This window comes from Vibrio maritimus (assembly GCF_021441885.1).
GTDB lineage: Bacteria > Pseudomonadota > Gammaproteobacteria > Enterobacterales > Vibrionaceae > Vibrio > Vibrio maritimus_B.
In genome coordinates this window covers 2,703,672-2,722,473 of the sequence record NZ_CP090438.1, presented here as the reverse complement: position 1 = coordinate 2,722,473, position 18,802 = coordinate 2,703,672, and the positions used below count along the sequence as shown (strand labels likewise).

Sequence of the window (18,802 nt, the reverse complement as noted above, 5' to 3'; positions counted from 1 at the left end):
TTAAGGAGAACTGGACTATTAGTGAAGCTCAGGGATTAGAGCTACTAGGTGGTCAACTGCTTGTTGAGCTTGTGGGCCTTCAGCAGCGATTGTGATAGTAGTGCCTTTAACTAGACCTAGAGTTTGTAGTTTGAACAGGCTTTTCGCGCTAGCGCTTTTGCCGTTAGTAGTCACAGTGATGTCAGCGTCAAATGCTTTAGCTTCTTTAACGAACTGTGCAGCCGGACGAGTGTGAAGGCCGTTTTCTGCTGTGATTTCTACTTGCTTCTCGTACATTTTTTATACCCCAATTGATTTATTTTCTGTTTAGTTCCTAGACCAAACAAACCTTATCGCTAAATGTTATGCCCCGCTATAGTGCGAAGGTCGTAACCGTTAAGAATTGTGTCGGACTAGAATTGTAGGACATGATTGCAGTCTTCGCTGTATGCATGTACTACGTCATTCAGTATTTAGCCTATTTATTTTTTGGCTTAAAATAAAACTGTCCTGATATTACCAAAGGCTGACAGAGATTCAACAAAAAAGCCCCTTAAAGGGGCTTTTTTCGTGTAAAAATTGATTTAGCTACATATTACTGCTGAATCTCTTTGTCAGTAAATATGCCTGCGAACAATGCTGAACTTAGGTAACGCTCACCTGAACTTGGTAGTACAGTTACGATTGTTTTTCCTTTAAATTCAGGTAGTTCTGCTAGTCTATTGGCTGCTACAACCGCTGCGCCAGATGAGATCCCAGCAAGGATACCTTCTTCTTCCATTAGGCGACGTGCCATTTCGATCGCTTCTTCTGAAGTCACCTGTTCAACACGATCTAGAAGCTCAAGATCCAAGTTTTCTGGGATAAAGCCTGCGCCGATACCCTGGATTTTGTGCGGTGCCGGTTGGATTTCTTCACCAGCAAGTGCTTGTGTGATAACTGGCGATTCTGCAGGCTCAACAGCAACAGAAACGATAGCTTTACCTTTCTCGCCTTTAATGTAGCGACTAGTACCTGTGATAGTACCACCTGTACCAACACCGGCTACGAATACGTCTACTTCACCATCAGTAGCATCCCAGATCTCTGGACCTGTTGTTTTTTCGTGGATAGCAGGGTTAGCAGGGTTGTTGAATTGTTGAAGCAGTAGGAACTTTTCAGGGTTAGAAGCAACAATCTCTTCTGCCTTAGCGATAGCCCCTTTCATACCTTTCGCTGCTTCTGTTAGCTCAAGGTTTGCACCTAGCGCTTTTAGAAGTTTACGACGCTCAAGACTCATAGACTCTGGCATGGTTAGCGTTAGCTTGTAACCACGAGCAGCTGCAACGAAAGCAAGAGCAATACCTGTGTTACCACTGGTTGGCTCAACTAGCTCGACTCCTGGCTTTAGACGACCGTCTTTCTCTGCTTCCCAGATCATGTTTGCACCGATACGGCACTTAACACTGAAGCTTGGGTTACGTGCTTCAACTTTTGCAAGCACGTTGCCGTTACTTACTTTGTTAAGACGAACTAGAGGGGTGTTACCAATTGTCAGTGAATTATCTTCGTAAATCTTGCTCATTTTATGTTCCTTCATTCAACCATCGTGGTTATTGATTACCCGTTAAGAATATGATTTTGTTTGGCAAGGGAAAAGAACCAAATAGTTATATATTATGGAAGAAAGTTCATCAGCAGTGAGCAGACGTTACATGGGAAGGGATGAAAACGACCCGACCACCAGTCGCTTGAGTGACTGGTGGTCGGGTATTAACTTACGCTTTGCGTCTTATGAAACCAAAAGCTAAACAGAAGGTTACCCAGATATACAGAGGCCAAGTGCCTACTTCGCGATACCAGGTAGTGCCGTCAGTAGGTGTAACGTCTGTACGAAGTACTGCCGTTTCGAATTGAGGGATCTCTGCGGTGATCGTACCTTTGTGGTCCGTTACTGCAGTGACGCCATTGTTTGTTGAACGAATCAGAGGCAGGCCAAGCTCAAGAGCACGCATTCGAGCAATCTCCATATGCTGTAGCGGTCCTATCGAGCGACCAAACCATGCGTCGTTTGACAGTGTTAACAGATAGTCGGTTTCAGAAGTCACGTTCTGTCTAACTTGTTCACCAAAGATGATCTCATAGCATAAAGCCGCCACCATATGCATTCCATTGGCGACAATATTAGGCTGTACATAAGCGCCACGGCTAAAGGATGACATAGGCAGGTTAAAGAAAGGTGCGATTGGTCGAAGAATGTCGCCAAAAGGCACAAACTCACCAAACGGTAGCAGATGATGCTTGTGGTAGCGCTCATCCAGATCCATTTCATAATCACCATATGGCGTCTGACCAACGACAAGAATACTGTTGTAGTACTGGTCAGTTTCCGTTTTATTGATAACCCCAGTGATGATCGCAGAGTCGTTCATCTTCGCGGCGGAGTCTAGGTTGCTCAAAAATGATGGCAACTCGAACTCCATCGCAGGGATTGCCGCTTCAGGCCAAATGATAATGTCGGCATCCCAGTTTTCTCTGCTGAGATCGGTGTACTTCATAATGGTCGGCCAGCGATGACTTGGTAACCATTTTAGTGCTTGGTCGACATTCCCTTGAATCAGAGCCACTGTTTTGGTTCTAGATTCATCAGGTACGACCCATTCATAGTTTCTGAGACCGAATCCGGTCGCAAACACCACCATAGGAATGATAATGAGCTGCCATTGCTTGGTGACCGTGAGAAACGTTAGGCTTCCTGCCATGACGATCAATAAGGCGGTGATTAGCTCGACACCACCGATCGGTGCGAAGCTTGCGAGCGGGGAGTCGATTTGGCTGTAGCCAAGCCATAACCAAGGGAAGCCAGTCATTACCCAGCCGCGCGCCCAATCGAAAATCAACCATAGTGCCGGCGCGGCAATGAAATAGCGTGTCTTACTGTCACTTGGGAAGAAGCGATTAAGAGACCATGCGAAAAGAGCCGAGTAGATAGACAGGTAACCAACGAGTAGCGCCATTAGAAATAGGCTAGCTATTTTTGGCATGCCACCGAAGGTGTCGATACTGACATGAACCCAACTGATGCCTGTTGCAAATTGTCCCAATCCCCATGCATAGCCGGTCCAGAGAGCGCTTTTTGCGCTTCTTCCACGGATGAGCATCATAAGCAGGAATGGACTTAAAATGGCGAGGGGCCATAGTTGATATGGTGCGAAGGCGAGGGTAGTGCTTGCGCCAACAAAAGCGGCCCCAATGGGCCGCAGTAGTCGAAGACTTTTCTTCATTTATGTTTTTCTCACTTATTCGGTGAGCTCAAGCTTGGTATTCGAGATTACTCTTCAACACTTGAGGCTGTTTCTTGGTCAGGGATAGTTACTTGGACCTGAACCACACGACGATTATCCGCCGCAGTCACCTTAAAGTTATAGTTTTCGATTTCGACCACTTCACCACGAGTCGGCAAGTGACCAAATGCAGTCATGACTAAGCCACCAACGGTATCCACTTCCTCATCACTAAAGTTAGAGCCAAAGGTATCATTGAACTCTTCGATAGTGGTGAGCGCTTTCACAGCGAACGTGTGCTTACTCAGTTTTCTGATATCTAGCTCATCGTCGTCATCGAATTCATCTTCGATTTCACCAACGATTTCTTCAAGAATATCTTCGATGGTCACAAGACCGGATACTCCGCCGAATTCGTCAACGACGATGGCCATGTGATAGCGCTCTTCCCGGAACTCTTTCAGTAGGCGGTCTACACGCTTACTTTCTGGAACCACAACGGCAGGGCGGATCACTTCTTCAATATCAAATGGGGCGCTGTCAGAGCCCAAGTAACGGAGGAGGTCCTTAGCTAAGAGGATGCCTTCTACATGGTCTTTGTCTTCACTGATAACTGGATAACGTGAATGCTGAGCATCTGTCATCAAAGCAATCAGCTTATCGAGGTCGTCGGAACGCTCGATAGTGACCATTTGCGAACGTGGCAACATAATGTCACGTACACGCATTTCAGAAATTTCCATGACGCCTTCGAGCATGTCTCGGGTGTCGTGGTCAATTAGGTCGTTTTCTTCAGAGTCGCGGATAACATCCACAAGCTCTTGGCGATCTTTTGGCTCACCTTGAAAAATTTGACCTAGGCGCTCTAAGAAGGACTTCCTACTCGGACCTTCAGATTTTTTACTTTTTCCCTCTGGCTGAGAGGGAGAAGACTCTTCGTTCATGACTTCTCAATTCAGAATGCTATCAGATGTGTGATAGCGCACATGCGTAGAGGTAGATTAACGTTTTATCGCAAGTACCGATAGAAACGCTTTACCGCTACTCCTTTTCAGCGAGATACGGGTCTTCAAAGCCCATTTCTTGCATAATTTCGGTTTCCAAAGCTTCCATTTCTTCGGCTTCTTCATCCTCAATATGATCATAACCTAGCAGATGAAGACTGCCATGTACAACCATATGTGCCCAGTGTGCTGTCAGAGGCTTAGATTGCTCAATCGCCTCTTTTTCGACCACTTGGCGGCAAATAATCATGTCGCCAAGCAGACTCATCTCGATGCCCGGAGGGGCCTCGAATGGAAAAGACAGTACATTTGTAGGCTTATCTTTACCACGGTACTCATGATTGAGTTGGTGACTTTCCTGCTCGTCAACAATGCGAATGGTGAGCTCTGCTTCCTTCTGAAACGGAATAATGGTTTTGTCTAGCCAGCGCTGAAAGTCTTCAGCACTTGGCAGGCCTTGTTCCGATTCGACAGCGAGTTGGAGATCAAGTTCGATGCTCATTATTTACTTTCCGCAGGTGACGTTGTGCTAGCCGCTTTGTCTAGTAGAGCTTGCGCAGCTTCACGCTCTTCACGACGCTTGCGTTCAATCTCTTTACGCGCTTTGGCATCAGCGGCTTCCCACTTCTCATACGCGTTAACGATACGCGCAACCACAGGGTGGCGTACTACATCGTCAGACTGGAAGAAATTGAAGCTGATTTCATCCACTTCGTTAAGCACTTCGATCGCATGGCGAAGGCCAGATTTTGCGCCACGCGGCAAGTCAATCTGGGTCACGTCACCAGTAATTACTGCGCGAGAGTTAAAACCAATACGGGTCAAGAACATCTTCATCTGTTCAACCGTGGTGTTTTGGCTCTCATCAAGAATAATAAACGCGTCGTTAAGAGTACGACCGCGCATGTAAGCCAGTGGCGCGACTTCAATCACGTTGCGCTCAATCAGCTTCTCAACGCGCTCAAAACCAAGCATTTCAAACAGCGCATCATAAAGAGGGCGCAGATATGGGTCGACTTTTTGGCTTAAGTCGCCCGGCAGGAACCCCAGTTTCTCACCAGCTTCTACTGCTGGGCGAGTCAGCAGGATTCGACGGATCTCTTGACGCTCTAGTGCGTCAACTGCAGCTGCTACCGCTAGATAAGTCTTACCTGTACCCGCAGGACCGATACCGAAGCTAATATCATGAGTCACCATGTTGACTAGGTATTGGGCTTGGTTGGGCGTACGTGGCTTGATGATGCCTTTTTTCGTTTTCACGAAGACTTCTTTACCGTGAGCAATTTCAGAGTCGGTATTTTGCTCAAGGACGCCAGATTCTTTTACGGCTAGATGAATTTGTTCAGGCTCGATATCTGGGATCTGACCACGAACCGGCGCAGTATCTACGTACAGAGACTTAATGATGTCGAGTGCAGCGGCACTGGTATGTGGCTTACCCACAATCGTGAAGTAGTTACTTCTGTGGTTGATTTCGACACCTAAACGGCGCTCTAAGTGTTTGATGTTGTCATCGAAAGGACCGCACAAGCTGGACAGACGGCGGTTGTCTGAAGGTTCTAGATTGATTTCTAGAGTTACGATTTGATTACTCAATGTTGCCTCGCATTTTGCCCTTAAAGGGCGATGATTGGAGCCCGATTGGGACCGGACTCCACATTTGTTCCCACTTCACTCCAAAATAGCACATTGGCGCGGGGTGGGTATAGGCGTTAAGGCGTAAAGGTGGCCACACCTAACTCATCTTCGCGTTTGGTTTTCGCCATCATTTGAGTCGGAGAAATCACGGTGCGAAGATCCATGTCTTTTTCTGTTCTTACGATCTCACCACGTAGAGAGTTCGCAAATACATCGGTAATTTTCACGTCAACAAACTGGCCGATCAGCTCAGCGCCACCTTCGAAGTTTACTACGCGGTTGTTTTCAGTACGCGCACGAAGCTCCATTAGGTTCTTCTTAGATGGTCCCTCAACAAGAACGCGTTGCTCAGTGTCTAGCATTAGACGAGAGTAGCGCATCGCTTGTGTGTTAACAGTTTGCTGTAGCTCGTACAAGCGGTCTTTTTTGGTTTGCTCTGGAAGATCACATGGGTAATCTGCCGCTGGCGTACCTGGACGTGGTGAGAAGATGAAGCTGAAGCTCATATCGAAATCGACATCTTTGATAAGCTTCATAGTGTCTTGGAAGTCTTTGTCTGTCTCACCAGGGAAGCCAACGATAAAGTCCGAGCTGATTTGAATATCAGGACGTGCTTTACGCAGCTTGCGAATAATTGATTTGTATTCGATTGCTGTGTGTGGACGTTTCATCATCGTTAGGATGCGGTCTGAACCACTCTGTACAGGAAGATGCAGGAAGCTAACAAGCTCTGGCGTGTCTTCGTATACCGCAATGATGTCGTCAGTAAATTCTAGCGGGTGGCTCGTTGTGAATCGAATACGATCGATACCATCGATAGAAGCAACGAGACGAAGCAGCTCTGCGAATGAGCAGATGTCGCCATCGTGCATTGGACCACGGTATGCGTTTACGTTTTGACCTAGCAGGTTTACTTCACGAACGCCTTGCTCGGCAAGCTGGGCAATTTCGAATAGAACGTCATCCATTGGACGGCTAACTTCTTCACCGCGAGTATATGGTACTACGCAGTAAGTACAGTATTTTGAGCAGCCTTCCATAATAGAAACGAAAGCAGTCGCACCTTCAGCACGAGGCTCAGGCAGGCGGTCGAATTTCTCGATCTCTGGGAACGAAATATCCATTACTGGTGCTTCGTCGCTTTGAGATTGCTTGATCATCTCAGGCAGACGGTGCAAAGTCTGTGGACCAAAAATAACGTCAACGAACGGTGCACGTTCGCGGATATGGTCACCTTCTTGAGTCGCTACGCAGCCACCAACACCGATCACAACGCCTTCTTTTTTGTCTTTAAGCGTTTTCCAACGACCAAGTTGGTGGAACACTTTTTCTTGCGCTTTTTCACGGATCGAACAAGTGTTCAATAGTAGTACGTCTGCTTCCTCTGGCTCTTCAGTTAGCTCATAGCCATTTGCAGCATTAAGCAGATCGGCCATTTTTGATGAATCGTATTCGTTCATCTGGCAGCCCCAGGTTTTAATTAGCAGTTTCTTACTCATCACTATCGCTCGTCAGTTATGTAAATCTTATGCTGAACTATTGTTCAAATTATAGCCACCATCTCGGCGGTAAGCGGCGTATTGTACTGCTTTAAAAACCGCCTGACTAGGGGTAGGGGAAAAACTCTTTGAGAGCTTATATTTCAATTGTTGCGAGGCGATATTAGCCCTCACAAAAGCAGGGATTTGGTCGGGAAAATACTCGCGCTTTCGTATATGGCTACGTACAATGAGAACATATTGATTTTAAGACAGTAATAAGACGATGGAACAGTTTGAAATAGCAGTAGTAGGCGGTGGCATGGTCGGCGCAGCGTTGGCTCTTGGTCTTGCTAAGCAGGGGCGCTCCGTCGCTATGATAGAGAAGTTTACACCCAAGACGTTTGATTCCAGTCAACCAATGGATTTGCGTGTCTCAGCTATTTCTCACCGCTCAGTCGACTTATTAGAGTCCTTAGATGCCTGGCAGGCGATACATGCGATGCGCGTATGTCCGTATGCGCGGCTAGAAACGTGGGAAGCGGATACCTGTCGTATTCGATTCAATGCCAAGGAGCTTGCTCTGCCTCAGCTTGGCTACATTGTAGAGAATCGTCTCATACAGCTAGGGCTTTGGGCACAATTCGAGCGCTTCGATAACCTCAAAGTCATTGAAGGCGATGGCGTTGAGAGTTTAGAACTTAGCCCAAACAATTCCACCATTACGTTGGAGTCCGGACGCGTTCTTAATGCAGGCTTAGTGGTGGGTGCTGACGGTGCGAATTCACGAGTTCGTAGTGCGGCGGGAATCGGAATTACTGCGTGGGATTACCGTCAAGAGTGCATGTTGATTAATGTCGAGACGGAGCTGCCGCAGCAAGATATCACCTGGCAATGGTTTACCACTTCAGGACCTCGATCGTTTCTGCCGTTGTGTGGCAATCAGGGGTCGTTAGTTTGGTATGATTCTCCCAAGCGCATTAGGCAGCTAAAAGCCATGACCCCAGCTCAATTAGAGCAAGAAATAATCACGCATTTCCCTAAAGAGCTAGGGTCTATAAAGGTGCTACAGCATGGCTCATTCCCACTGACTCGTCGCCATGCACAGCATTACCACAAACAGGGTTGTGTGATTGTCGGTGATGCGGCACATACGATTAACCCGCTTGCTGGGCAGGGAGTGAATCTTGGCTTTAAAGATGTCGAGACACTGCTTGAGTGTTTTGAGTCAAAGGGCGTCAATGATGAAGCGCTGGTTCGTTACGAGCGATTGCGTCGCCCTGATAACTTGTTGATGCAAACAGGGATGGATGTTTTTTACAAAGGCTTTAGCAACACTCTCCCCCCCGTTGCGTTTGTTCGAAATGCTCTGCTCAAGATTGCAGAGCACTCTGGCCCGATAAAACAACAGGTGCTGAAGTACGCGATTGGTCTTAAGTAGCGAGAATCAGTCCACCACAATACATGCAGGCGCAGCGATATTATCTATTCTTGATACAAGTGTTGGCTGGCCTGTTTCGTGATTCAAACTAAACAGTCCCACACTATGAGAGTGCTGATTAGCAGTAATCAGCCACTTACCATCGGAAGAAAGTGAGAGATCTCGCGGGAAATCGCCACCAGAGCTAACGTGACCTTGGTAGGAAGGGTTCGTTGGTTCGGTGACGTCAAACCAAGAAATTATCGACGCTCCTCGACTTGTAAGGTAAAGGTAGCGCTGATCGGCAGAGAGTTTTATCGCTGCGGCTGCCTCATGACATTTGTGCTCTGGAAAGCCTGCTTGGTTTGCAATTACCTCCCATCGCTTATCCCTATTTCGTCGAATCACTACTAATGATTCATCGAGTTCACATAGGACAAATCCAATTCTACCATCGCAGCTAAAGGCGGTATGCCTTGGTCCCGAACCTGGTGGCAACTCTAGTCGTTGCAGCTCCTCAAGTTCCTCATTGTGCTGCTCATAAAACGTGAGCATGTCGATACCAAGGTCCACCGTCATGAACACAGAGCAGTTTGGTATAAACGCGACTTGGTGCCCGTGAGGAGCTAACTGTCTATCAGGGTGCGGACCGTGGCCTTTATTGGTGATAATGGAGATTCTGTCCTCAATCATGCCGTTTGATGTGAGTCGGAACAGTTCGAAATTACCTGTACCGTAATGGGCAACGGCAATCAAGTTTAGGTCTTTTGATATTGCAATGTGACAGGGAGCATCTCCCTCGAGCGCGATCCGTTGAAGAATAGCTCCCTGGTGGCTAACGAAGTAAAGCGCGGCACCATCTTGCTGATATTGTTCAGAGACAACATAAATACCAGAATCGGTTTTTACGAGATAAGAGGCATCACAAATATTCGTAAGCTTAGTCTGCTGGGCCAGTTGACCATCTGACGTCAGTGTTAAGGCACAAAAGCCCAAATGGTGAGGATCTGAGTATTGACCAACGAGGATATTGAAAGGTAAAGATTTCACTTTGATTCCCAAGAGTAACAGGTTTGCTAAGCATCTCTGGGGTTGTGCAATAAAGGTAGTATCAGGAGAGAAATCTGTGAGGAGTGTTGCGAAACATATGACTATACAGGGACTAGACGGCTCGCGATAGAAAAAGAGTGAACAATTGGCAAGAAAAAAGGCTCGTCAAATGACGAGCCTTTCTTGTAATGGTGCGGAAGGAGAGACTTGAACTCTCACACCTTGCGGCGCCAGAACCTAAATCTGGTGCGTCTACCAATTCCGCCACTTCCGCAACAAATCTTTATAGTTAAGAGAGTAATTGGTAAAACTCAATCTCAACGTTGTGTCGTAAGTATAACTTACAAAATAAATGGTGGCTACGACGGGATTCGAACCTGTGACCCCATCATTATGAGTGATGTGCTCTAACCAGCTGAGCTACGTAGCCACTCGAGGCTTTCGCCATTTATTCTTTCAAAAGAAAGATGGTGCGGAAGGAGAGACTTGAACTCTCACACCTTGCGGCGCCAGAACCTAAATCTGGTGCGTCTACCAATTCCGCCACTTCCGCAACAAAACTTATAGTTAAGAGAGTAATTGGTAAAACTCAATCTTAACGTTGTAACCTGAGCAATGTCAGAGCCACTTAAATAGTGGTGGGCTAACTAGAACCGAACCAGGGACAATAGATGGGGCATCAAAAGCCGCTTCTCTATCGCGCCACTTTAAATAGTGGCAGGGCTACCTGGATTCGAACCAGGGAATGGCGGCATCAAAAGCCGCTGCCTTACCGCTTGGCGATAGCCCTGCAGAAAACAACGAGTAAACGTTATTATCTAAATAATGGTGCGGAAGGAGAGACTTGAACTCTCACACCTTGCGGCGCCAGAACCTAAATCTGGTGCGTCTACCAATTCCGCCACTTCCGCAACAAAACTTTGTAGTTAAGAGAGTAGTTGGTAAAACTCAATCTTAACGTTGTAACCTGATTTTGAATCAGAGCCACTTGAATAGTGGCAGGGCTACCTGGATTCGAACCAGGGAATGGCGGCATCAAAAGCCGCTGCCTTACCGCTTGGCGATAGCCCTGCAGAAAACAACGAGTAAACGTTATTATCTAAATAATGGTGCGGAAGGAGAGACTTGAACTCTCACACCTTGCGGCGCCAGAACCTAAATCTGGTGCGTCTACCAATTCCGCCACTTCCGCAACAAAACTTTGTAGTTAAGAGAGTAATTGGTAAAACTCAATCTTAACGTTGTACTTGAAGGCGTGCCCACAAGTTGTAGTAAATGGTGGCTACGACGGGATTCGAACCTGTGACCCCATCATTATGAGTGATGTGCTCTAACCAGCTGAGCTACGTAGCCACTCGAGGCTTTCGCCATTTATTCTTTCAAAAGAAAGATGGTGCGGAAGGAGAGACTTGAACTCTCACACCTTGCGGCGCCAGAACCTAAATCTGGTGCGTCTACCAATTCCGCCACTTCCGCAACAAAACTTGTAGTTAAGAGAGTAATTGGTAAAACTCAATCTTAACGTTGTAACCTGATTTTGAATCAGAGCCACTTGAATAGTGGTGGGCTAACTAGAGCCGAACCAGGGACAATAGATGGGGCATCAAAAGCCGCTTCTCTATCGCGCCACTTTAAATAGTGGCAGGGCTACCTGGATTCGAACCAGGGAATGGCGGCATCAAAAGCCGCTGCCTTACCGCTTGGCGATAGCCCTGCAGAAAACAACGAGTAAACGTTATTATCTAAAAGATGGTGCGGAAGGAGAGACTTGAACTCTCACACCTTGCGGCGCCAGAACCTAAATCTGGTGCGTCTACCAATTCCGCCACTTCCGCAACAAAACTTGTAGTTAAGAGAGTAATTGGTAAAACTCAATCTTAACGTTGTAACCTGAACAAAGTCAGAGCCACTTAAATAGTGGCAGGGCTACCTGGATTCGAACCAGGGAATGGCGGCATCAAAAGCCGCTGCCTTACCGCTTGGCGATAGCCCTGCAGAAAACAACGAGTAAACGTTATTATCTAAAAGATGGTGCGGAAGGAGAGACTTGAACTCTCACACCTTGCGGCGCCAGAACCTAAATCTGGTGCGTCTACCAATTCCGCCACTTCCGCAACAAAACTTATGGTTAAGAGAGTAATTGGTAAAACTCGATCTTAACGTTGTAACCTGAACAATGTCAGAGCCACTTAAATAGTGGCAGGGCTACCTGGATTCGAACCAGGGAATGGCGGCATCAAAAGCCGCTGCCTTACCGCTTGGCGATAGCCCTGCAGAAAACAACGAGTAAACGTTATTATCTAAAAGATGGTGCGGAAGGAGAGACTTGAACTCTCACACCTTGCGGCGCCAGAACCTAAATCTGGTGCGTCTACCAATTCCGCCACTTCCGCAACAAAACTTATAGTTAAGAGAGTAATTGGTAAAACTCAATCTTAACGTTGTACTTGAAGGCGAGCCTGCAAGTTGTAATAAATGGTGGCTACGACGGGATTCGAACCTGTGACCCCATCATTATGAGTGATGTGCTCTAACCAGCTGAGCTACGTAGCCACTCTTGAGAGCGAGAGAATATAATACAAACTCGTCTCATGTGCCAAGGTTTTTTTCAAAAAACTTGCCACTTTAAAAGTGGCAGGGCTACCTGGATTCGAACCAGGGAATGGCGGCATCAAAAGCCGCTGCCTTACCGCTTGGCGATAGCCCTGCAGATAACAACGAAAACGTTGTTCAACAATAATGGTGCGGAAGGAGAGACTTGAACTCTCACACCTTGCGGCGCCAGAACCTAAATCTGGTGCGTCTACCAATTCCGCCACTTCCGCATTATTTCCTAAAGACTCTAAAAAGAGCATTTAGGAAATGGTGGCTACGACGGGATTCGAACCTGTGACCCCATCATTATGAGTGATGTGCTCTAACCAGCTGAGCTACGTAGCCATTTCCATATTGTTGATTCTCTTTGAAAGTTGCCTTATCGCTGAGAACGGGGCGCATTATGCGGAGTTGAATCTGATGCGTCAACTTATTTTGCGAAGAAATTAGCGAAAAAGTGCCGTTCGAGCTTTTTTTAATCAAACCGCTCTGTTTATGATCTAAATCTGCTAGATAATTGCCGATTTCCCGAGGGTCTATTTGCTTTGCATTAGGGGCCTGTTGTGAGTTGATAGACCTTGTAAAACAACAAAAGCCAGCAGTTGCTGGCTTTTTAAACAATAACGAGTGCGTCGTAATTATACGTTGAAGCGGAAGTGAACTACATCACCATCTTTAACGATGTATTCTTTCCCTTCTAGACGCCATTTACCTGCATCTTTTGCACCAGACTCGCCGTTGTACTGGATGAAGTCGTCATAACCAACGACTTCTGCGCGGATGAAGCCTTTTTCGAAGTCAGTGTGGATCTTACCTGCCGCTTGCGGCGCAGTTGCACCAACAGGGATAGTCCATGCACGCACTTCTTTAACGCCAGCAGTGAAGTAGGTTTGTAGCGTTAGAAGCTCATAACCAGAGCGGATCACTCGGTTAAGGCCTGGCTCTTCAATGCCCATGTCTGCTAGGAACTCTTCGCGATCTTCGTCGTCTAGCTCAGAAAGCTCAGATTCGATAGATGCACAAACCGCAACAACCACGTTGTTTTCTTTCTCTGCGTACTCACGTACTGCATCAAGGTAAGGGTTGTTTTCAAAACCATCTTCATTCACGTTTGCGATGTACATGGTTGGTTTAAGAGTCAGGAAGTTTAGGTAACCAACAGCTGCTAGCTCTTCTTTCGCAAGATCAACAGTACGTGCCATGCCACCTTCAGTAAGAACCGGCAGTAGTTTTTCAAGTACTGTTAGCTCGAACTTAGCGTCTTTGTCGCCGCCTTTTGCTTTCTTAGCGTTGCGCTGAATTGCGCGCTCACAAGAATCTAGGTCAGCAAGCGCTAGCTCTAGGTTGATCACTTCGATATCTTCGATTGGCGATACTTTACCCGCAACGTGAACGATGTTTTCGTTCTCAAAACAGCGAACTACGTGACCGATAGCGTCAGTTTCACGGATGTTAGCTAGGAACTTGTTACCTAGACCTTCACCTTTAGAAGCACCAGCAACAAGACCAGCGATGTCCACAAATTCCATAGTTGTTGGAAGGATCTTTTGTGGATTAACAATTTTCGCCAGCGCGTCTAGGCGTAGATCTGGCACAGGTACTACGCCTGTGTTTGGTTCGATAGTACAGAACGGGAAGTTTGCTGCTTCGATACCAGCTTTAGTCAGTGCGTTAAACAGAGTTGACTTACCTACGTTTGGTAGACCAACGATGCCACATTTAAAACCCATGATTGTAAACCTTATTCAGCTTTGAAGGTGTGTAAGCGATTTTGTGCTTTTGTCAGGCCATCTTTGAGTAAGATGTCGAGACTGCGTACGGATTCATCGACAACAGCATCAAGGCATTCTTGCTCTTTTGCTGGTGCTTTACCGAGTACATAACCTGCTACTTTGTCTTTGTGTCCAGGGTGGCCAATGCCAATCCTTAGACGATAAAATTCTTTATTGTTGCCCAGCTTGCTAATGGTGTCTTTTAAACCATTATGACCGCCGTGACCGCCCGCTTTTTTGAACTTGGCAACGCCTGGAGGTAAGTCTAGCTCATCGTGAGCGACCATGATCTCTTCAGGTTTGATCTGATAAAACTTCGCTAATGCAGCGATAGCCTTGCCAGATAGGTTCATAAATGTGGTCGGGATTAACAGTCTTAAGTCACTGCCATTCACCAGAATTCGTCCTGTGAGACCGAAGAACTTTGGTTCGTTTTTCAAAGTGACATTGTGGATACGAGCGAGTTCCTCTACCACCCAAGCACCGGCATTGTGACGCGTGCGAGCGTATTCAGGTCCAGGGTTGGCAAGGCCTACAAGCAATTTTATCTGCTGAGTCAACGTTAAGATCTCTCTTGAATCTCAAAAGCGCGGTATGATAGCACACTAAATTGGCACAAAAAATGTGAATACAAAAAAACCACTTCGATAGGAAGTGGTTTTTTCATTTCTAGACGAGGATTACTTTGAAGTAAACATCGCAGAGATAGACTCTTCGTTGCTGATGCGACGAATAGCTTCAGCAAGCATGCTAGATAGAGTTAGCTGAGTAACTTTACCAGTCGCAGCCATCTCTTTAGATAGCGTGATAGAGTCAGTCACGATAACTTGGTCGAGAACAGAGTTCTTGATGTTCTTCGCTGCGTTACCAGAGAATACTGCGTGAGTTGCGTAAGCGAATACACGCTTAGCACCGCGCTCTTTAAGCGCTTCTGCAGCTTTACATAGTGTGCCACCAGTATCGATCATGTCATCAACGATCACACAGTCGCGACCTTCAACATCACCGATTAGGTTCATCACTTCAGATACGTTAGCACGTGGACGACGCTTGTCGACGATTGCGATATCGATATCGCCTAGTGCTTTAGCAGTAGCACGAGCACGAACAACACCACCAAGGTCAGGAGAAACAACAACTGGATCTTCAAGACCACGCTCAGCCATGTCTTCAAGAAGCACTGGAGTACCGAAGATGTTATCTACAGGTACATCGAAGAAGCCTTGAATCTGCTCTGCGTGTAGGTCGATAGTAAGAACGCGGTCAACGCCAACGTTTGAAAGGAAGTCTGCAACAACTTTTGCAGTGATTGGCACACGTGCAGAACGTACGCGACGGTCTTGACGAGCATAACCAAAGTAAGGAATAACAGCAGTAATACGGCCTGCTGAAGCGCGGCGCATTGCATCAATCATTACCACTAACTCCATTAGGTTGTCGTTAGTTGGCGCACAAGTTGACTGAATGATGAATACATCACTACCACGAACGTTTTCGTTGATTTGAACAGCGACTTCGCCGTCAGAGAAACGGTCAACAGTAGCATCTCCTAGAGAGATGTATAGACGGTCAGCAATACGTTGGGCTAGTTCAGGTGTTGCGTTACCAGCAAATAGCTTCATATCAGGCACGGTGGAAACCTCAGGGTTGCGTCCAGTTTAAACAGATTGTAAATGGGCTAATTCATAGTTAGCCAGGGTCTCTAACAAAGGAGAGCGGTTGCACCCTTTCGCCACAAAAGCGGAGACGGTGTCAGGAAGCATTTCAAGGACTTTCTCGGCATTTTCTTTGCTATTAAACTCGGAAAACACGCAAGATCCTGTCCCCGTCAATCTTGACGGCGCGTATTGTAGCAGCCAAGAAAGTTGGTTATCAACCTCTGGATAGAGCATTCGTACAATTTTTTCGCAATCGTTTACGTGAGGGCTCTCTAAAAGCGTTGCTAGCTCTCGCTTTGGCGTATTTCTTGTAAGATCGGGGTGAGTAAAGATATCGACAGTTGCGATGCTGACTTTTGGTTTCACGACCAGATACCAATTCTCAACTGGATCGGCATGAGATAGCTTCTCACCAACACCTTCTGCAAATGCGGCGAATCCACGCACAAACACAGGCACATCCGCGCCAAGCGCAAGACCTATTTCAGCGAGGTCGTCGCTATTTAAGCCGGTTTGCCATAAAAAGTTGAGCGCGACAAGCACCGTAGCGGCATTAGAGGATCCACCGCCGATACCTCCTCCCATTGGCAGTATTTTATCCAGCTTAATGTGCGCACCAAAAGAGCACTCTGCCTTGGCTTGAAGGGCGGTAGCGGCCTTCCAGATTAAGTTATCTTGCGTTGCGACACCTTCAATGTCGGGAGACAAGGTGATCTCACCGCTTTTGTTAGCCGTGATCTCTAATGAGTCACATAGGTCAATAAACTGAAACAAGGTTTGCAGTTCGTGGTAACCATTAGGCTGTCTGCCTGTTATGTATAGAAATAGGTTAAGCTTGGCTGGGCTTGGCCACGTGGTGGTTTCGGTGATCATGTTGCGTTCGGTCACTGTTTGATGGTCCATTTAGATACAACGAGGTTTAGCTTAGTGTCGTCTTGCACCAATTGCATTCGAGTTGGCATTGGCAGTGTGCGCTCGGTGTCTTCGACATTGAATGCTCGATATTCAGTGTAATTAAGCGCCCAAGTCTTCTGGTTGAGTTCTTTGGAGAGGCTTGCCACTGTATTAAGGTCATTTAGCTGATAAGTGTCCGCATTTGTCGGAAGGCCGATGAGCCAACCTGCGAGTTGCTCGATAGGGATATTGAGCCCAGTCAGCTGATAGATCAGTAGATTGGCGTCTTGACCGGAGAGTTTCTGGTCATCATAGGTTTCGATAAACGCACCGTTGGGTGTTGAGGTTAGGTTAAACACCGTCTGACCTAAAAAAGTGGTTAAGCGCACTTGGGTTAAATTGGCGGAATACGTCCAATGGAAATTGAGCGTTTGGCGCTGTTCAGGAGAAATATAACCGAGCTTGCCATTGGCGGTATATTGAGTCAGTGATTCAAGTTGCTGGCGGTGAGCTTGCCATTCCACACTTTGAGGCTCAGGTGGCAAAGTGCTACAACCAATCAAAAATAGTGCTGTGAACGTATAAAAGAAGCGACGATAAAGTCTGGTCATAGAAAACTACTTACGTGATGGATTATGGTGCAAATTCAATAAAATATTGAAAGACTATAGCATTAATCCCACAAACTCAGGAAAACATATTGGCCAGAGACTTTCAATAAACGTTGCCATCAAGTAAAATTCTGCCCTATTTGTCAAATCCGTATCAGAGAATTCGCGTTACATGTCATTGCTTGCTATTGGTATTAACCACAATACAGCGTCAGTGGATCTGAGAGAGAAGGTGGCGTTTCCACCTGAAAAACTTGACCGAGCACTGAATGAGCTGAGAGACAATACCAAAGTCAATGGTTCAGTGATTCTCTCGACCTGTAACCGTACCGAAATCTATTGTGACACTGGTGATACCAATAAGTCGCAACTGATCGATTGGTTAGTTCGTTTTCATGACGTACCTGCTGAAGAGCTCAAACCATCACTCTATGTCTATGAAGAGCAGGCCGCTATCAAGCACTTGATGCGCGTCTCCTGTGGTCTTGACTCGCTAGTATTGGGCGAGCCGCAAATCTTAGGGCAGGTAAAGCAGGCGTACAGTGATGCTCGTGATCACCAGTCGGTAGAAGGTGGCATAGAGAAGCTGTTTCAAAAGACGTTCTCTGTAGCTAAGCGAGTACGTACCGAAACGGAAATTGGTGGCAGTGCGGTTTCTGTTGCCTATGCCGCTACCACACTTGCGAGACAGATTTTTGAGTCGTTAGCTGAGTCCACGGTTCTGCTTGTGGGCGCAGGCGAGACAATTGAACTGGTAGCTAAGCACTTAGAAGGGCAAGGGTGCAAGAAGATGATCGTTGCCAACCGTACCAAAGAGCGAGCTGAAGTGTTGGCTTCTCAGTTTGGTGCTGAGGTGATTGCACTTAATGATATTCCGGAAGTGTTGCCAAAAGCCGACATTGTGATCAGCTCTACGGCGAGTCCATTACCGATTATTGGTAAGGGTATGGTTGAAACTGCGATTAAGAAGCGTCGCTATCAACCTATGCTTCTTATCGACATTGCCGTGCCGCGCGATATTGAATCGCAAGTTGGCGAACTCAACGATGCCTACCTTTATACTGTTGATGATTTACAGTCTATTGTTGATAGCAATATTGAACAGAGAAAAGTAGAAGCGATTCAAGCGGAAGCCATCGTAAGTGAAGAGAGCGCGCAGTTTATGTCTTGGATGCGTTCTCTGCAGGCCGTTGATAGCATTCGGCAGTATCGCAAACAGGCGAATGACACCAGACAAGATATACTATCTAAAAGCTTACAAGCGCTAGCCGCAGGGGGAGACCCAGAGAAAGTGCTGCTAGAGCTCAGTAATAAATTAACAAACAAGCTTATTCATGCGCCGACCAAAGCGCTGCAAGATGCCGCAGAGCAGGGTGATCCTGCGAAACTCACGGTTATCAGACAGAGTTTGGGTTTAGACCAAACGAAATAAGCCTCACC

General features: G+C 46.8%; 15 protein-coding genes and 19 tRNA genes. 2 read left to right on the top strand and 32 right to left on the bottom strand.

Annotated features, from left to right (window positions below; translation table 11 throughout):
• Positions 1-18 precede the first annotated feature (18 nt).
• The 7 genes from LY387_RS12430 to miaB all read right to left on the bottom strand — a co-directional run bounded on the left by LY387_RS12430 (position 19) and on the right by miaB (position 7,383).
• Complete coding sequence (locus LY387_RS12430; RefSeq protein ID WP_042476528.1) at positions 19-276, bottom strand: HPr family phosphocarrier protein; 258 nt, start codon at positions 274-276, stop codon at positions 19-21.
• 298 nt (positions 277-574) lie between these two features.
• Positions 575-1,543, bottom strand: a complete 969-nt coding sequence (cysK, locus tag LY387_RS12425; RefSeq protein ID WP_042476530.1) for a cysteine synthase A — start codon at positions 1,541-1,543, stop codon at positions 575-577.
• Between the two features lie 193 nt (positions 1,544-1,736).
• The gene (gene lnt, locus LY387_RS12420; RefSeq protein WP_234494339.1) at positions 1,737-3,242 is read right to left on the bottom strand and encodes an apolipoprotein N-acyltransferase; all 1,506 of its coding nucleotides are present in this window, start codon (positions 3,240-3,242) and stop codon (positions 1,737-1,739) included.
• A gap of 47 nt (positions 3,243-3,289) precedes the next feature.
• On the bottom strand, positions 3,290-4,186 hold the full coding sequence (gene corC, locus LY387_RS12415; protein ID WP_042476534.1) for a CNNM family magnesium/cobalt transport protein CorC: 897 nt from the start codon (positions 4,184-4,186) through the stop codon (positions 3,290-3,292).
• A 97-nt stretch (positions 4,187-4,283) separates the two neighbouring features.
• Positions 4,284-4,748: an rRNA maturation RNase YbeY gene (gene ybeY, locus LY387_RS12410; RefSeq protein WP_234494338.1), complete on the bottom strand. Its 465-nt coding sequence runs from the start codon at positions 4,746-4,748 to the stop codon at positions 4,284-4,286.
• Positions 4,748-5,842 (bottom strand): PhoH family protein, encoded by a 1,095-nt coding sequence (locus tag LY387_RS12405; protein ID WP_128647825.1) that lies wholly within the window; start codon positions 5,840-5,842, stop codon positions 4,748-4,750. The genes ybeY and LY387_RS12405 overlap by 1 nt, the downstream gene beginning before the upstream one ends.
• 116 nt (positions 5,843-5,958) lie before the next feature.
• On the bottom strand, positions 5,959-7,383 hold the full coding sequence (miaB, locus tag LY387_RS12400) for a tRNA (N6-isopentenyl adenosine(37)-C2)-methylthiotransferase MiaB (protein WP_128647824.1): 1,425 nt from the start codon (positions 7,381-7,383) through the stop codon (positions 5,959-5,961).
• Positions 7,384-7,648: 265 nt separating this feature from the next.
• On the opposite strand from miaB, the gene LY387_RS12395 reads away from it, so the two are divergent.
• Entirely contained in the window at positions 7,649-8,803 is a 1,155-nt protein-coding gene (locus LY387_RS12395) for a 2-octaprenyl-3-methyl-6-methoxy-1,4-benzoquinol hydroxylase (RefSeq protein WP_234494337.1), read from the top strand.
• 6 nt (positions 8,804-8,809) lie between these two features.
• Here LY387_RS12395 and LY387_RS12390 read toward each other — a convergent pair whose 3' ends face one another.
• The 25 genes from LY387_RS12390 to lolB form a co-directional block, all read right to left on the bottom strand.
• Entirely contained in the window at positions 8,810-9,832 is a 1,023-nt protein-coding gene (locus tag LY387_RS12390) for a lactonase family protein (RefSeq protein WP_234494336.1), read from the bottom strand.
• 189 nt (positions 9,833-10,021) lie between these two features.
• Positions 10,022-10,106 (bottom strand) — tRNA-Leu (locus LY387_RS12385).
• Positions 10,107-10,185: 79 nt separating this feature from the next.
• Positions 10,186-10,262: transfer RNA gene (locus LY387_RS12380), tRNA-Met, on the bottom strand.
• Between the two features lie 38 nt (positions 10,263-10,300).
• Positions 10,301-10,385, bottom strand: a tRNA-Leu gene (locus LY387_RS12375).
• Positions 10,386-10,547: 162 nt separating this feature from the next.
• Positions 10,548-10,622 (bottom strand) — tRNA-Gln (locus LY387_RS12370).
• A 36-nt stretch (positions 10,623-10,658) separates the two neighbouring features.
• A tRNA-Leu gene (locus LY387_RS12365) sits at positions 10,659-10,743 on the bottom strand.
• Between the two features lie 85 nt (positions 10,744-10,828).
• A tRNA-Gln gene (locus LY387_RS12360) sits at positions 10,829-10,903 on the bottom strand.
• A gap of 36 nt (positions 10,904-10,939) precedes the next feature.
• A tRNA-Leu gene (locus LY387_RS12355) sits at positions 10,940-11,024 on the bottom strand.
• A gap of 84 nt (positions 11,025-11,108) precedes the next feature.
• Positions 11,109-11,185, bottom strand: a tRNA-Met gene (locus LY387_RS12350).
• 38 nt (positions 11,186-11,223) lie between these two features.
• A tRNA-Leu gene (locus tag LY387_RS12345) sits at positions 11,224-11,308 on the bottom strand.
• 163 nt (positions 11,309-11,471) lie between these two features.
• Positions 11,472-11,546: transfer RNA gene (locus LY387_RS12340), tRNA-Gln, on the bottom strand.
• A 36-nt stretch (positions 11,547-11,582) separates the two neighbouring features.
• Positions 11,583-11,667: transfer RNA gene (locus LY387_RS12335), tRNA-Leu, on the bottom strand.
• A gap of 83 nt (positions 11,668-11,750) precedes the next feature.
• A tRNA-Gln gene (locus tag LY387_RS12330) sits at positions 11,751-11,825 on the bottom strand.
• Positions 11,826-11,861: 36 nt separating this feature from the next.
• A tRNA-Leu gene (locus tag LY387_RS12325) sits at positions 11,862-11,946 on the bottom strand.
• A gap of 83 nt (positions 11,947-12,029) precedes the next feature.
• Positions 12,030-12,104, bottom strand: a tRNA-Gln gene (locus tag LY387_RS12320).
• A gap of 36 nt (positions 12,105-12,140) precedes the next feature.
• Positions 12,141-12,225 (bottom strand) — tRNA-Leu (locus tag LY387_RS12315).
• An 83-nt stretch (positions 12,226-12,308) separates the two neighbouring features.
• Positions 12,309-12,385: transfer RNA gene (locus tag LY387_RS12310), tRNA-Met, on the bottom strand.
• A gap of 79 nt (positions 12,386-12,464) precedes the next feature.
• Positions 12,465-12,539, bottom strand: a tRNA-Gln gene (locus tag LY387_RS12305).
• A 33-nt stretch (positions 12,540-12,572) separates the two neighbouring features.
• A tRNA-Leu gene (locus LY387_RS12300) sits at positions 12,573-12,657 on the bottom strand.
• A 38-nt stretch (positions 12,658-12,695) separates the two neighbouring features.
• Positions 12,696-12,772 (bottom strand) — tRNA-Met (locus LY387_RS12295).
• Between the two features lie 293 nt (positions 12,773-13,065).
• Positions 13,066-14,157, bottom strand: coding sequence for a redox-regulated ATPase YchF (gene ychF, locus LY387_RS12290; RefSeq protein WP_042473930.1), 1,092 nt, complete (start codon positions 14,155-14,157; stop codon positions 13,066-13,068).
• Positions 14,158-14,168: 11 nt separating this feature from the next.
• Entirely contained in the window at positions 14,169-14,759 is a 591-nt protein-coding gene (pth, locus tag LY387_RS12285; protein ID WP_234494335.1) for an aminoacyl-tRNA hydrolase, read from the bottom strand.
• Between the two features lie 120 nt (positions 14,760-14,879).
• Positions 14,880-15,830 carry a ribose-phosphate pyrophosphokinase gene (locus tag LY387_RS12280; RefSeq protein WP_042473932.1) on the bottom strand — a complete coding sequence of 317 codons (951 nt, stop codon included), beginning with the start codon at positions 15,828-15,830 and terminating at the stop codon, positions 14,880-14,882.
• A 27-nt stretch (positions 15,831-15,857) separates the two neighbouring features.
• Positions 15,858-16,730 carry a 4-(cytidine 5'-diphospho)-2-C-methyl-D-erythritol kinase gene (gene ispE, locus LY387_RS12275; RefSeq protein WP_234496111.1) on the bottom strand — a complete coding sequence of 291 codons (873 nt, stop codon included), beginning with the start codon at positions 16,728-16,730 and terminating at the stop codon, positions 15,858-15,860.
• A gap of 11 nt (positions 16,731-16,741) precedes the next feature.
• Complete coding sequence (gene lolB, locus LY387_RS12270) at positions 16,742-17,362, bottom strand: lipoprotein insertase outer membrane protein LolB (RefSeq protein WP_042473935.1); 621 nt, start codon at positions 17,360-17,362, stop codon at positions 16,742-16,744.
• A gap of 172 nt (positions 17,363-17,534) precedes the next feature.
• On the opposite strand from lolB, the gene hemA reads away from it, so the two are divergent.
• The gene (hemA, locus tag LY387_RS12265) at positions 17,535-18,794 is read left to right on the top strand and encodes a glutamyl-tRNA reductase (RefSeq protein ID WP_234494334.1); all 1,260 of its coding nucleotides are present in this window, start codon (positions 17,535-17,537) and stop codon (positions 18,792-18,794) included.
• The last annotated feature ends 8 nt before the right edge of the window (positions 18,795-18,802 follow it).

Coding starts and splice junctions, on each gene's coding strand:
- LY387_RS12430 (WP_042476528.1), bottom strand. CDS start 276: ATGTACGAGAAGCAAGTAGAAATCACAGCAGAAAACGGCCTTCACACT.
- cysK (WP_042476530.1), bottom strand. CDS start 1,543: ATGAGCAAGATTTACGAAGATAATTCACTGACAATTGGTAACACCCCT.
- lnt (WP_234494339.1), bottom strand. CDS start 3,242: ATGAAGAAAAGTCTTCGACTACTGCGGCCCATTGGGGCCGCTTTTGTT.
- corC (WP_042476534.1), bottom strand. CDS start 4,186: ATGAACGAAGAGTCTTCTCCCTCTCAGCCAGAGGGAAAAAGTAAAAAA.
- ybeY (WP_234494338.1), bottom strand. CDS start 4,748: ATGAGCATCGAACTTGATCTCCAACTCGCTGTCGAATCGGAACAAGGC.
- miaB (WP_128647824.1), bottom strand. CDS start 7,383: ATGAGTAAGAAACTGCTAATTAAAACCTGGGGCTGCCAGATGAACGAA.
- LY387_RS12395 (WP_234494337.1), top strand. CDS start 7,649: ATGGAACAGTTTGAAATAGCAGTAGTAGGCGGTGGCATGGTCGGCGCA.
- ychF (WP_042473930.1), bottom strand. CDS start 14,157: ATGGGTTTTAAATGTGGCATCGTTGGTCTACCAAACGTAGGTAAGTCA.
- ispE (WP_234496111.1), bottom strand. CDS start 16,730: ATGATCACCGAAACCACCACGTGGCCAAGCCCAGCCAAGCTTAACCTA.
- lolB (WP_042473935.1), bottom strand. CDS start 17,362: ATGACCAGACTTTATCGTCGCTTCTTTTATACGTTCACAGCACTATTT.
- hemA (WP_234494334.1), top strand. CDS start 17,535: ATGTCATTGCTTGCTATTGGTATTAACCACAATACAGCGTCAGTGGAT.